At 63.0% G+C, this 13,778-nt stretch carries 10 protein-coding genes and 1 pseudogene; 6 read left to right on the top strand and 5 right to left on the bottom strand.

From position 1 onward, the window contains the following. On the top strand, window positions 1–862 hold an 862-nt coding region (locus C480_RS15670; RefSeq protein ID WP_006666597.1), incomplete at its 5' end, for a Na+/H+ antiporter NhaC family protein. 17 nt (window positions 863–879) lie between these two features. Here the strand turns inward: C480_RS15670 and C480_RS15665 are convergent. From C480_RS15665 to C480_RS15650, 3 genes are all read right to left on the bottom strand, one after another. Further along, window positions 880–1,986 (bottom strand): AI-2E family transporter, encoded by a 1,107-nt coding sequence (locus C480_RS15665; protein ID WP_006666596.1) that lies wholly within the window; start codon window positions 1,984–1,986, stop codon window positions 880–882. A gap of 87 nt (window positions 1,987–2,073) precedes the next feature. Continuing rightward, a complete protein-coding gene (locus tag C480_RS15660) occupies window positions 2,074–2,538 on the bottom strand; it encodes a DUF302 domain-containing protein (RefSeq protein ID WP_049903798.1) in 465 nt (154 codons plus the stop codon). Window positions 2,539–3,230: 692 nt separating this feature from the next. Further along, window positions 3,231–3,425 carry a cold-shock protein gene (locus C480_RS15650; protein WP_006108889.1) on the bottom strand — a complete coding sequence of 65 codons (195 nt, stop codon included), beginning with the start codon at window positions 3,423–3,425 and terminating at the stop codon, window positions 3,231–3,233. 572 nt (window positions 3,426–3,997) lie between these two features. Here C480_RS15650 and C480_RS15645 point away from each other — a divergent pair. The 5 genes and pseudogenes from C480_RS15645 (at window position 3,998) to C480_RS15625 (ending at window position 10,466) form a co-directional block, all read left to right on the top strand. Further along, complete coding sequence (locus C480_RS15645) at window positions 3,998–6,319, top strand: amino acid permease (RefSeq protein ID WP_006666593.1); 2,322 nt, start codon at window positions 3,998–4,000, stop codon at window positions 6,317–6,319. A gap of 273 nt (window positions 6,320–6,592) precedes the next feature. Then, a pseudogene (locus C480_RS15640) lies at window positions 6,593–7,474 on the top strand (universal stress protein); the annotation flags it as partial. 77 nt (window positions 7,475–7,551) lie between these two features. Then, window positions 7,552–8,493, top strand: coding sequence for an NOP5/NOP56 family protein (locus C480_RS15635; RefSeq protein ID WP_006666591.1), 942 nt, complete (start codon window positions 7,552–7,554; stop codon window positions 8,491–8,493). Further along, window positions 8,486–9,133 carry a fibrillarin-like rRNA/tRNA 2'-O-methyltransferase gene (locus tag C480_RS15630; protein WP_049903765.1) on the top strand — a complete coding sequence of 216 codons (648 nt, stop codon included), beginning with the start codon at window positions 8,486–8,488 and terminating at the stop codon, window positions 9,131–9,133. Before C480_RS15635 ends, C480_RS15630 begins: the two co-directional genes overlap by 8 nt. Before the next feature lie 94 nt (window positions 9,134–9,227). Beyond that, entirely contained in the window at window positions 9,228–10,466 is a 1,239-nt protein-coding gene (locus tag C480_RS15625) for a beta-alanine-activating enzyme beta-propeller domain-containing protein (protein WP_006666589.1), read from the top strand. A gap of 32 nt (window positions 10,467–10,498) precedes the next feature. Here C480_RS15625 and C480_RS15620 read toward each other — a convergent pair whose 3' ends face one another. Both C480_RS15620 and trkA read right to left on the bottom strand, forming a co-directional pair. Further along, complete coding sequence (locus C480_RS15620; RefSeq protein WP_006666588.1) at window positions 10,499–12,019, bottom strand: TrkH family potassium uptake protein; 1,521 nt, start codon at window positions 12,017–12,019, stop codon at window positions 10,499–10,501. Continuing rightward, window positions 12,019–13,353 carry a Trk system potassium transporter TrkA gene (gene trkA, locus C480_RS15615; RefSeq protein ID WP_006666587.1) on the bottom strand — a complete coding sequence of 445 codons (1,335 nt, stop codon included), beginning with the start codon at window positions 13,351–13,353 and terminating at the stop codon, window positions 12,019–12,021. Before trkA ends, C480_RS15620 begins: the two co-directional genes overlap by 1 nt. Between the last annotated feature and the right edge of the window lie 425 nt (window positions 13,354–13,778).

Here is a 13,778-nt window from a genome sequence, read left to right as displayed (position 1 = left end):
GAACACGCCGCTTTACGACCACATCTACCGCATGCGAACTGGAACCGCGATCGCGTTCGGCATCACGGTCGCGCTTTTTGCACTCCTCGGGCTCCAGACGAGCGGCTCCGTTCCCGGCGGCCAGATCGCCGAGATCCAGTCCGCGGTCGCGAGTTCGTATTCCCTCTCGCTGCTCGCGTTCCTTCCGCTCGTGCTCACCTTCGGCCTCGCGCTGCGGGGCTATCCCGCACTCCCGACGCTCGTCGTCGGCGCGATCGCCGGCGCGCTGACGTCGGTCGTCGTCCAGGGTCACGACTTCGTCGCCGCCTGGGAGGTTTTCATCGGCGGTACCGAACCCGCCACGGGCTCTGAACTCGTCAACGAACTCCTCAACGTCGGCGGGCTCACGGGTTCGGCCTGGACGATCACCGTCGTCGTCGCCGCGCTCTCGCTCGGCGGCCTGCTCGAGCGGACCGGCGTGCTCGCCGTACTCGCCCACCACCTCTCGAAGGGCGTCGGCAGCTCCCGCGGTCTCATCGCCGGCACCGGACTGTCCGCCATCGCGATCAACGTTCTCACCGCCCAGCAATACATGAGCATCGTCCTGCCGGGAATGACGCTGCGGAATCTCTACGACGAGTTCTCCTTGGATAGCGACGAACTCTCGCGCGCCGTCGAGGCCGCCGGGACGCCGACCGGCGCACTCATCCCGTGGCACGCCGGCGGGGTCTACATGGCTTCCGTGACCGGCGTCGGGACGCTCGAGTACGCGCCGTTCTACCTGTTCGGACTGCTCTCGCCGGTCGTGCTCTTCCTGATGACGCTGACGGGCGTCGGCGTTCCGTCGACGACCCGATTCGACCAACCCCAACACGCGGACTGAGACGCGACGCTCGTCGGCTACTGTTCTGCCGGCGGCGTCGCCGCCGACTCCGGATTCGAAACGGGTTCCGTCGCCTGCCCGGCCGACTCGGATCGTGTCCGCCGCTGCGGTTTCAGCGATGTCTTGTTGAAGACGTTCAGTCCCGCTTTAAACACCGCCAACAGCACGGGGCCGAGGAACAGACCCATAATGCCGAGCAGGTAAATTCCGCCGATAACGCCGACGATGACGACCGCCGGATGCAATCCGGAGCCCTTGTCGACGGCGTAGGCTCGCAGGTAGTTATCGACCAGCGACAGGACCGTGAGCCCGTACAGGAGCATCGCAACGGCGCGGGCCGTTCCGCTCGTCAACAGCAGGTAGCCGACTGCGGGTGCCCAGACGAGCCAGACTCCGACCGCGGGCAGAAAGGAGAGAATAACCATGATGACGGTCCAGAACGCGACGTTCGGAACGCCGAGGAGGTAGAAGCCGAGTCCGCCGAGCAGCCCCTCGACGACCGCAACGAGGACGTGACTCTCGATGACCGCCCACGTGACCACGTAAATCTCGTCGAACAGTTCGTCCCGAACGCGATCCTCGAGCGGCACGACCTCGCGGAGCCAGTCGACGAGTTCGTCGCCGTCGGCGAGCAGGTAGTACAGCAGGAAGACGAACACGAGCAGGCCGACGCCCATCTCGATACCCCGGTTTATCAGGCCCGGCAGTTCTGAGAGGGCGATCTCGACGGCATCGGAGAGCGAGGCTTCGAGTTCGTCGAGGGCGGCGGTTTCGAGCGACTGCACGCGCTCGGTGTCGAGACCGAACTCGTCGGTTGCGACGGTTCGGAGCCGGTCGAGCGTGGTGGCGACATCCAGGTCGGTCGCAAACGAGACGACGGTGTTGAGGACGGCCAGTGAGACGATCAGGAGGGGAACGATGGCCCCGACGATAGCGAGTGCCGTGAGGACGAGGGCGGCGATGCGAGCGCCGACGTAGGGTTCGAGCCGTTCGAACGCGGGGTAGAGGATGAACGCGAGGAGCGCGGCACCCATCACGTACTGAAGAAGCGGTGCGACCATCAGGGCGGCGATTGCGGCGAGGACGAGGAGGAGGAGGGCGAAGGAGGTCGTTCGAACGTCCATACGCCTACGTGAACTGTTTGACACGTAAGTGTTGACATTCGGTACTGTCTTGAACTCGTGATTGACGGGAAAAGAGCGCTGGCCCAGCTATTCCGACACGGCGGCGTCTGCAGACCTGAGTTCGTCGAACAGTTCGGCGGTGAGGTCGCCGGTCTCGTCGACGATCTCCGCCCACGCGTCGTTGTCGGGTGCCATGCCGAGCAGCCGCGCGATTTTCATAATCGAGATGTGATAGACTCGCTGCCGGCCCGGTTCCTCCTCCCAGACGATCACGTTACAGGGGAACAGCCCGCCGATTTTCATCGTCTCGTCGAGTGCCCGATCCGCGATCTCGGGGTTGCAGGCACCGAGCACGTAGTACGGGTCGCGGTCGGCGTCGACCTTCTCGTTCAACAGCTCCGAGGGAGAGAACTCGGCTGGAATGCCGAAGCCGGTGTCCAGACAGACCTCGCGGACGTATTCGATCGCTTCCTCGTGGTCCATCTCGAGGACCGCCTGTTTCTCGCCAAACGCTTCCGGGTCAATCGTCGCGGGGTCGATCGGGAGACTCATAGTAACCAGTTTCTCATCCCGGGTCTTAATCGATGGGCATTCAGTGCTGTCGTCGAGAGCGAACTCGAACTGGACCACAGTACGACAGCTCCCTATCACCGTGTTACCAGTCGTTGGTAGCACGATTTTTATTCAGAACACGATTGAAACTGAATTAGGTGGGTAACTACGTGTGCGAGTAGCCCATGCCACCATACTGAGTGCGAACTACTGTGAGTCCACAGATCGTTCGAGAGTTTTGAGACCAAGATAGACGACTGCTCCTACGAAAAGACCCTCTATAGCTGCGTTCGCCACAGTAGATTCGATGAAAGTTAGCTGTAGTAATTGAGTGACTGCCGTACCAAGAACCGCAAAAATGCCGGCGGCGAACGCAAATTTGAACCTAACCATATCGTAGTTAGAAAATATACACCAATGGCTGTTTTGGTGGTAGATAGTCCTCATTATATTTCCACCACTTGTCTCTCCCGTGCTGATACGTTCCCTGTACGTAACGCGAGTTCACGCGACCATTTGAATAACGAACTCGTGCGACTATCTATCGTTACTCGCTCGGCCGTCTGTGCCGTCGGCTACGCGAATAGTGATCATACGGTGGCTATCGCGCCGCTTGTCACGTGTACTGACTCGGTCTGCGAGAAAAACGAAGTCACACAGTCTCGTCTGCTGACGATCCGGTGAACTCGTCGTTATTCGCGAACGACGTTCGTTGCGCGAGGGCCTTTGGGGGCCTGTTCAATGTCGAATTCGATCTCGGTCCCTTCCGTCAGATCCTCGCCGCCAACGTCTTCCATGTGGAAGAACACGTCGTCGTCAGCATCTTCCGTCTCGATGAAACCGTAGCCGCCTGTGTCGTTGAAGAAATCAACCGTTCCGTTTGCCATTGCGACTATACAAAATCCGGGTACACGGTTAAGTCTTCTGAAGCCCTCCTCAAAATATTCGATTAGGTACTCAAACGTACTATTTTCGATATCTATTGTGGGTGTTTGACCACACCACGTCTTCTTCGGCGGATCGCCGCCGTTCCATCACAATCACGGGCAACTTCTGTGGTATCCCCGTTTCTCGGGGTTTCCGAGGGACAGTGCTCGTATTTACCGCCATCGTCCACCGACTCGTGTGCGTTCGTTCGGGCGTCCGTCGATTGTTGTCCCGGATCAGTGATCCTCGACGAGTCACTACCCGTCGGTATTACTTCTCGAAATTCTCGCCCGGCAAACGAACCAGTTAAGAGGAAAGTCCCACTTCGGTCACGTATGTTTGAATCGTCGCGAAACGTCTCCGACCAGATGCAGCTTTCCCCGCTCCACCGCGTCCGCAGAGCGTCGGGGTACAGCATCGACGAAGGATAGCGAATGAGCCACCACGCCACACCGTTCACAGCAATACCAATGACTCACTCACTTTCGATTCTCGATTCCTACGGACGGCGACAGCGAGGGCGATCACACCGATGAGCGCCGCCGACGAAGAACTCGCCAAGGACCTCGGCCCGCTCGCCGCGCTCACCATCGGCGTCGGGACGATGATCGGTGCCGGCATCTTCGTTCTTCCCGGGACTGCCGTCGCTCAACTCGGCCCGCTCGCCGCGCTCGCGTTCGTTATCGGCGGCGTCGTTGCGATGTTGACCGCCCTCTCCGCTTCCGAACTGGGGACCGCGATGCCGGTCTCGGGCGGCGCGTACTACTACATCAACGAGGGACTCGGCCCGCTGTTCGGCTCGATCGCCGGCTGGGGGAACTGGATGGGACTCGCGTTCGCCTCGGCGTTCTACATGTACGGCTTCGGCGAGTATATCAACCAGTTCGTCTCGATCTCGGGGCTGACGATCGGCCTGGTCGCCCTCGAACCGGCGCAGATAATCGGACTGATCGGCGCAGCGTTTTTCATCTTCGTCAATTACGTCGGCGCGAAGGAGACCGGGCTCTTGCAGAATGTCATCGTCGTCGTACTGATGGGGATTCTGGCCGTCTTTACGTTGTTCGGGTTGCTCAACGCCGAACTCGAAACGCTCCGGCCGGTCGACCCGTTCGGCTGGTCGCAGCTGTTCCCGGTGACGGGGCTCATCTTCGTCTCCTACCTCGGCTTCGTCCAGATCACCTCCGTCGGGGAGGAGATCAAGAACCCCGGGAAAAACCTTCCGCGGGCGGTCATCGGCAGCGTTCTTATCGTCACGGTGTCCTACGCCGTTATTTTGCTGGCGATGCTGGCGGCCGTCGAGACCGACGTGGTCGCAAACAACGAAACGGCGGTCGTCGAGGTCGCGGAGCTCCTGATTGGCCCGCTCGGCGGCTACGCGCTGCTGTTTGGCGGGCTACTCGCGACCGCGTCGTCGGCCAACGCATCGATTCTCGCCTCGTCGCGGATCAACTTCGCCATGGGTCGTGACAAACTCGTGTCGCCGAAGCTCAACGAGATCCACCCGCGCTTTGCAACGCCGTACCGTGCAATCGCGATTACGGGTGCGCTCATTCTGGTGTTTCTCACCTTTGGCGGCCTCGAAGCGCTGTCCACCGCGGGGAGCGTGCTCCATCTCATCGTGTACGGACTCCTGAACCTCGCGCTGATCGTGTTCCGGGAGGCCGAGCCGTCGGGATACGATCCCAGCTTTCGCGTCCCGCTGTACCCGATTACGCCGATTCTAGGGGCTATCTTCTCGTTCGCGCTCATCGCGTTCATTGACCCGAGGATCATCATCCTGTCGATGGTATTCGTCATCCTCGGTGCGATCTGGTACCTGATATACGCCCGATCGAAGATCGAAACAGGCGGCGTCCTCGGGCAGTACATCCTCGACCGCTCGGAGGAGTTCCCCGACGCGGCCGTCTCGGCGACGGCCTCGGTCCAGCCGACCGGAAACGATTACCGGGTGATGGTACCCCTGGCGAATCCCTCGACCCAGAAGCACCTCATCACGCTCGGGTCGGCGATCGCCGACCAGCACGACGGCACCGTCGTCGCCGTCAATATTGAGACGGTCCCCGACCAGACCTCGCTCGCGGCTGCACGCGATCAGAACGAACGGGAGCTGGCTGCTGATCTGCTCGAGCGGGCGCGGACCGATGCCGAAACCTACGGCGTCGACGTGGAAACGCACGCCGTGCTCTCACACCGCGGCTTCGAGGAGATGTTCGACGCGGCGACGCGGTACGACGCCGACGTGTGCGTCATCGGCTGGGGGCCGGAAGCGACCGGTTCCGACGCCCGAATCGAAACGGCGATCGACGAGTTCACCCAGTCGTTGCCGTGCGATTTCCTGGTGCTTCGGGATCGCGGGTTCGATCCGGATCGGATTCTGCTGCCGACCGCCGGCGGGCCGGACTCCGATCTCGCGGCGGCGGTCGCCCAAACGTTGCGGGCGCAGTACGACAGCGAGTTGACGCTGCTGCACGTCGCCGAGGACCGCCAGCAGGGAGAGGCGTTCCTGCGGTCGTGGGCGGCCGAGCACGATCTCGAAGACGCGACGCGGCAGGTGGAGACCGGCGACGTACAGACTCGAATCGACGAGGCGGCTACCGACGCGACGCTGTTGATCATCGGGGCGACAGAGAAGGGTGTGCTCTCGCGGCTCGTTCGGGGCTCGCTCGTGCTCGATGTGCTCGAAGATGTCGAGTGTTCGGTGCTGCTCGCGGAGAAAAAACACACGCGGAGCATTCGCGATCGGCTGCTCGGAACGTCGAGCAACGGCGAGACGGGCGCTGCCGACACGGGCGTCACGCCGGAGCCGTCGACGCCAGCGGACGAGTCAGAGCACACCGAGTCACAGTATCTCTGATATTACGACGCGAGCGTTCGTTGGACCGTTCGTCTCTTTGCACACCGGCTGTTTGATCATATCTTCTGGTTGATTAATCATCGTCGCACACGATGGTCTTGACAACAGTATTCTCTAAGGGCCACCAGCCCGTAGTTCAGGCGACAGACGAGACCGTCTGCGTTGACGCGTTCGGAACTCCACATGGTAGCTACGAAACGAGGCGACGGGATTGTGACCATCACTCCTCTCCTGCGACCTGAGCAGTTGCTGTATGCACTGATAGCAGTAACTACTGCCGTGAAACCTAGCGAAAACGGCGAGTTCACCGTCGTCGTACCGGTCTCAAATCCGAGAACGGAGTCGGCGCTGCTCTCCCTTGCGAGCGCGCTCGCGAAGGCGAACGACGGGACCGTCACGGTGGTGCACATCGTCGAGGTTCCCGACCAGACGCCGCTCGAAGCGGGAGCGGAGCACGTACAACGAATCGACGCGGAATCGCAGACGCTGCTGGCGACCGTCCGCGAGCGGACGGAGACCTTCGACGTGCCGGTCGAGGTCAAGACGGTGGTGTCCCACCGCTCGTTCGAGGAGATATTCAACGTCGCCAGGCGCGAGCGCGCCGATACCGTCGTCATGGGGTGGGGCTCGGATCGGCCCTGGGAGGCGGGTCGAGCGGAGCGCCCGATCGACGAACTCACGCACGATCTGCCGTGTGACTTTCTCGTCCTCGACGACGGCGAGTTCGATCCGGATCGGGTTCTGGTACCGACCGGCGGCGGGCCGAATTCGGATCTGAGCGCCGAGGTGGCCCGAGACCTGCGCGAGCAGGTCGGAGCCTCCATTACACTGTTGCACGTCGTCGACGACGACTCGAGCAGGGCCGACGGCGAGGCGTTTCTCGCCGAGTGGGCGAGCGACCACGACCTTGCGGACGCCTCGATCCGCGTCGATACGTCCGGAAACGTCGACTCCGCGATCGCGACGGCCGCCCGCGAGCACTCCCTGACGATCATCGGTGCGACCGAGCGCGGCCTCCTCTCCCGACTGCTTCGCGGCTCGCTCGCCTACGATATCGCCGCCGAACTCGACCAGTCGGTCCTGCTGGCCGAGCGGCCGACATCGCGGTCGCTTCGGGATCGACTGTTCGGGCGACGGCGCGGGCGTGACGAGTAACCAGACGCGGGCCGGGATCGTCGGCCGCGCTCACCGTTCGGGAACGCATATACGAGCCCGGTCACTACGATAGCAGTATGACCGACAGCGCCGCCCGGACCGCGGGCTGGTTCGCGGATATCGACCCCGACGAGTTCGATGGGCTCGACGATCGCGACGCCGGCGACGCCCGCGATGCTCGAGACGGGTCCACCGTAGTCACCGCGATTCGCGAGGGACAGACCGAAACACCGCAGGACTGGCCCGCCCTGGCCGTCGACGACGAGTTCGCCGACGACGAGGCGGCCTACTACGACCGACTCCACGACGCGACGATGGCCGCCACCCGAGCCGCCGTCACCGAACGCGAGGCGGCGGACGACCGCCAGCTCGTCCACGCCGTCCGCGCCATGGACGACTGCGAGCGAACCGCGAACGAACTCGCCGAGCGCCTCGCCGAGTGGGCCGGCACCGTCGACCCCGACGCCGGCACCGGCGTTTCGTTCGCCCGCGAACTCGCGCGCGGCGACCACGAACTCGAATCCGAATCGGAGCCGATCACGTCGCTGGCCGAACGCGTCGTCGATCTCGCGGACGAGGCCGCCGAGCTCCGAGAGTTCGTCGAGCGCCAGACGCCGACCATCGCGCCGAATCTGGCCGCGCTGGCCGGGCCGGTGCTCGCCGCGCGGCTGATCTCGCTGGCCGGCGGCCTCGAAGACGTGGCGAAGAAACCGAGCGGGACGATCCAGGTGCTCGGCGCGGAAGACGCGCTGTTCGCCCATCTTCGGGGTCACGCGCCCTCCCCCAAGCACGGGCTGATCTACGTCCACGACGCGGTTCGGGGCACGCACCCGGACGAACGGGGCTCGGCGGCGCGCGCCGTCGCGGGCAAACTCTCGATCGCCGCGCGCGTCGATCACTACTCCGGCGAACGCAAACCCGAACTCGAAGCTGAACTCGCCGAGCGGATCGAGACGATTCAGGCGCGGACGGCCGAAGACGACGACCGCGGTGACAGCGGAGGCGAAACGGATGAGTGACGGCCTCCCCGCCGGCGTCGAACGCCACACGTTCGACGGCACGGATCGACTCGCCACCCGCGGCGACCCCGTCTACGGCGAACCCACCGACGGCGACTGGCGCGCCTGGAACCCCACCCGTTCGAAACTCGGTGCCATGCTCGAACTCGAGATGGACATCGGGCTCGAGGGCGGCGACGAGGAGACCGTCCTCTATCTCGGCGCGGCCAGCGGAACGACGGTGAGCCACGTCGCCGACTTCGCCGGCCCCACTTACGCCGTCGAGTTCGCCGCGCGCCCCGCGCGGGACCTCCTCGAGACGGCCGCCTCGCGTCCCCGACTGTTCCCCTTGCTCGCGGACGCCCGCAAGCCGGCGACCTACGCCCACGTCGTCGAATCGAACGTCGACGCCATCGTCCAGGACGTTGCGACGCGCGGCCAGGCCCGCGTGGCGCTCGAGAACCGCCGGTTCCTCGCCGACGATGGCCGACTGCTGCTCGCCGTCAAGGCCCGTAGCGAGGACGTGACGCGCGACCCCGAAGACGTGTTTGCAGACGTGCGCGCTGAACTCGAGGCGGAGTACGAGATACTGGAGACGCGCCGGCTCGAGCAGTACCACGCGGACCACCTCGGCGTTGTGGCCCGACCGCAGTCCCGGTAGGGCGGCAAGCCCGATGGGCGTCAGCCGGAAGCGTTCGACGATCCTGTTACAGAAAGACCATATATCGGGATAGCGGACGGTCACACAGAAACGAATGAACGGACAGTGCGATCGGCGAACGTTTGTGACGAGTGCAGCGACCGGCTGTCTGCTCGGCCTGGCGGGGTGTCTGTCCGGATCGAGCGAGAAGGTAAGCGTCGACGACGCGACGCCGGACGTACCGTCGCCCGATCCGGACGCGAGCGTCGCGTGGGAGACGTTCCAGTACGACGCCGCGAACACGGGCGTTGCGCCGGGTGCAGGTCCGGCCCCCGGATCGTCCGGCGAGATCGTCTCTCGGTGGGAGTTCGAAACCGGCGGTGGCGTCTACAGCAGCCCGGCAGTCGTCGACGGCGTGGTCTACGTCGGGAGCGACGACGGCTCGCTCTACGCGATTTCGGCGTCGTCGGGAACCGAGCGCTGGTCGTTCGAGACGGACGATTCGGTAACGAGCAGTCCGGCAGTTGTTGACGGAACGGTCTATGTCGGGAGCGGCGACGGGAGCGTCTACGCGATTCCGGCCGACGCCAATTCGACTCCCGACGCGGAGTGGCGCGTCGAAACCGAGGGGGCGGTCGCCGGGAGCCCGACGGTCGCCGACGGGGTGGTCTACGTCGGCAGTAGCGACAACCACCTGTACGCGATCTCGGCGGCCGACGGTGAGGTACTGTGGCGGTTCGAAACCGATGAGACGATATTGCGAGCGCCTGCGGTCGCCGACGGGACCGTCTACGTCGGCAGTAACGACGGCTCGCTCTATGCGATCGATACCGACTCGGAAACCGAGCGCTGGCAGTTGGAGACGGACGACCGAATCCAGAGTCGACCAACAGTCGCCAATGGGGCAGTCTACGTCGGGAGTAACGACAACACGATCTACGCTGCCGAAGCCGACTCCGGCGAGGTTCGCTGGACGTTCCAAATCGAGGGTTCGGTAACGGCGAGCCCTGCTGTCACCGACCACGCGGTCTACGTCGGCGGATTCGATAATCGAGTTCATGCGCTCTCGCCTGCGGCCGAGTCCGAGTCGGAGGGTGACCAGCCAGCCGATCCAGCGAGCTATTTCTGGACCCACCGCGGCTTGAACGCCGTTCGAAGTAGTCCGGTCGTCGTCGGAGACGCGCTCTATGTCGGTAACGAGGACGGCACCGTCACGTCGCTCTCGGCCGAGACGGGCGAGGAGAACTGGCAGTTCGCCACGGGCGGGTGGGTTGCCGGGAGCCCGGCAGTCGTCGACGGCGTCGTCTACGTCGGAAGCGGCGATGGATCGGTGTATGCACTCGAGGAAGCCTGATCCCGGCGATTAAAACGTACTGCTGTACGTGCTTACGACCGCCAGTACGCCTGCGTCAAGAGTACGAGTACCGGGAATATCTCGAGTCGGCCGAGCCACATGTACAGTACCATCAGGAGTTTCGAACTCCAGGGGAAGCTCGCATAGTTTTCCATCGGTCCGACGGCACCGAAGCCAGGGCCGATGTTGCCGAGGGTCGCGATCGATGCGCTGACAAGGTCGATCGTCCCGATGTTGTATCCGATCCGGGCGGTATCGACGGCGAGCAGCAGAATACCGACGAAAAAGAGCACGAAGTACAGGAGCGTAAACGCGTGAATTCCCCGGATCGCATCCTCGTCGAGGACCGAGCCGTTCATGCGAACGGGACGGACTGCCTCCGGGTGAATCGACGTGAACACCTCTCGTCGAAGCGATTTGAGGATGACCAGCCAGCGGAGCATCTTGATCCCGCCGCCGGTCGAACCCGTACTCCCGCCGAGAAACATGACGAACAGCAAGAGCGCCTGTGCCGGACCCGCCCAGTTGTTGAAATCGGTACTCGCGTACCCGGTCGAGTTCATCATGGAGACGATCTGGAACGCGGCGTGGCGGAACGCGGATTCGATCGAGTCGGAGAACCCGGCACCCGTCGTCTCGAAGAAGAGGATGCCCGTCCCGATGAGTGTAAACAGCGTGGCCGCGCCGAGGTAGAATCTGAACTCGGTGTCACGGACCAACGCCCATCGGTCGCCCGAGATCATGTGCCACCAGAGGACGAAGTTGATGCCGGCGATGAACATGAACGGGACGAAGAGCCACTGAACGACGGGAGAGAAGGCTGCGATACTCGCTCCTTCCGGGGAGAAGCCGCCGGTTGGAAGCGCCGTCAGCCCGTGTGCGATGGCGTTGTACAGGGTCATTTCCGTCGCGTATCCCGTGATCTGCAGACAGTACAACAGCACGATAAAGAGGACGGTAAACCCGAGATACGCGAACCAGAGGACGCGGGCCGTCTCCGCGATGTGTGGCGTGAGTTTCGAAATTCCGGGGCCGGGCGTCTCGGCTTCCATTAACTGCGCCCCACCGACGGCAAGTTGGGACAGGATCGCGACGGCGAGGACGATGATTCCCATGCCGCCGAGCCACTGGGTCAGCTGTCGCCACATCATGATGGCGTGGGAGTGTTCCTCGACGGAGATCGTCTCCATCACGGTCGCGCCGGTCGTCGTGAACCCGCTCATGCTCTCGAAGATCGCATTGATCGGCTGTGCGATGCTGCCGGTTCCTGCCAGGATGTACGGCAGGGCTCCGAAGAGCGTCGCAAACAGCCAGGTGAACGCGACGACGAAGAACGCTTCCCGCGCGCCCGGTTTTGGATTCGGATCGAGTTCTCGAAGGACGAGTCCGAACGCGGCGGTGACAACCATCGAGACGACGAATTCCAAGAGGTCCTCCCCACCGTACCAGAGTGAGACGAGAATGGGGAGGACGAATGCGATCGAGAGTAATGCGAGGAGCGTCCCCACTAACGCCAATCCGGCCCGCCAATCGACGTAGAGCCGCCGCCCCATCAAATCACCCGTGAGACCGTATCGAGGACGGCCGCATCCACGAAGACGACGACGTGGTCGCCGGGTTGGATAACCGTCGTGCCGCGAGGCGTGATGAGTTCCCCGCTGCGCGAAATTGCGCCGATCACGACGCCGTCCGGGAGTTCGGCCGTCGCATCGGCGATCTGTCGTCCCGTGAGAACGCTGTCCTCACTGACCTCGATCTCGATAACCTCCGCCCGGTCGCGTTCGACCATGGCGATTTTCTCCGTCTTGTCGGTTCGGGTGAAGCGAACGATCTCCTCCGCGGTCACCTCGCGCGGATTCACGGCCACGTCGATACCGACCGTCTCGAAGAGTTCGGCGTACTCGTGGTTCTCGATGACGGCGACCGTTCGGTCGACGCCGAGACGGCGGGCCAGCAGGGAGACGAGCAGGTTCTTCTCGTCGCCGTCGAGGGCCGCGACGACGATGTCCGCCTCGTCGACGTGTTCGCGCGAGAGGAACTCGGCGTCGGTCGCGTCGTTTTCCATCACCATCGTGTTCGGCAGTTTCTCGGCGCACTCGCGGGCGCGGTCGTGCTCCTGCTCGATCAGGCGCGGGTGGAAGCCGTGCTCTTCGAACTCGCGGGCGGTCTGAAAGCCGATTTCGCTGCCGCCGACGATAACGACCTCGTCGGTGCTGTTGTCGTGCGTACAGACGATATCGTCGGCGAACCCGGTGACCGAATCGGGACTGCCGATGACGACGACGCGATCGCCGGCCCGAATATCGGTTTCGCCCGTCGCGACGATCATCTCGTCGTCACGGAAGATCGCGGCGAACGTCAGCGAATCGTACTGGTCCGCCTCGCTGACCGTCGAGTTCGCGACCGGGCTGTTCGGCCCGATTCCGAACTCGACCATACGAACGAGCCCGCCAGCGAACATCTTCACGTCCTGTGCGGCCGGAAGCCCAGAAATGCGAAAGATCGTCTGTGCAGTAAGCAAGTCCATACAGACCATGAAATCGACGCCGAACGCTTCCTGGGACCCGGTCCAGGTTTCGAGGAGCGTTCGCCGTCGCACGCGGGCGATCGTAAACGTTTCACCGGCCGCCTTCGCGGCCCCGCAGATGACGACGTTCGATTCGTCGTTGTCCGTACAGGCGATGACCAGTCCCGCCTGTTCGATACCGGCCTCCTGCAAGGTCCCGATTTCGGTGCCGTCTCCCTGAATCGCCAGTACGTCGAGCGAGTACGTGAGTTCCTCGACGGTGTCCCCGTCTCGGTCGACGACGACGACCTCGTGTGTCTGCTCTAGATTCGCAGCGATCGAGCGACCGACCCTGCCAGCGCCGACGACGATTACGCGCATTCGTCGCTCACCTCATCCATGAACGCACCGTCGTTCGCCGATACTAGTGTATGTATCGATCACCGCTCGTACCAATCGAATGCGAATGCTGAGTTGATTATATAAAACCACTTCTGGAATCGAAAGTGGATAGAACTATATTCGGCTATCAGAAATACTGTCATCGACGCACAAATGCAGTTTCCATCGAAAATCGAGCGCTATCGCTGCGCTATCCCCCGCTTTGCGCTCTGGCTCTCCCTCGACTGCCCTGTGTCGGCCGGACCGTCCCGACATCCAACCGATTATACTTCACGCTACACTACGCATCCACACGCGTTCACGACACTCTTGCACTACCATAACCACCCTCCCCACTGTCACTGACCATGGATCACGGACCACTGGCCACTGACTACTGACTACTGAGCACCCATCACCCATCC

It is taken from the genome of Natrialba aegyptia DSM 13077, assembly GCF_000337535.1.
Classification (GTDB): domain Archaea; phylum Halobacteriota; class Halobacteria; order Halobacteriales; family Natrialbaceae; genus Natrialba; species Natrialba aegyptia.
The sequence above is the reverse complement of the archived record's forward strand: the minus strand, read 5'-3'. Positions and strand labels throughout refer to the sequence as shown.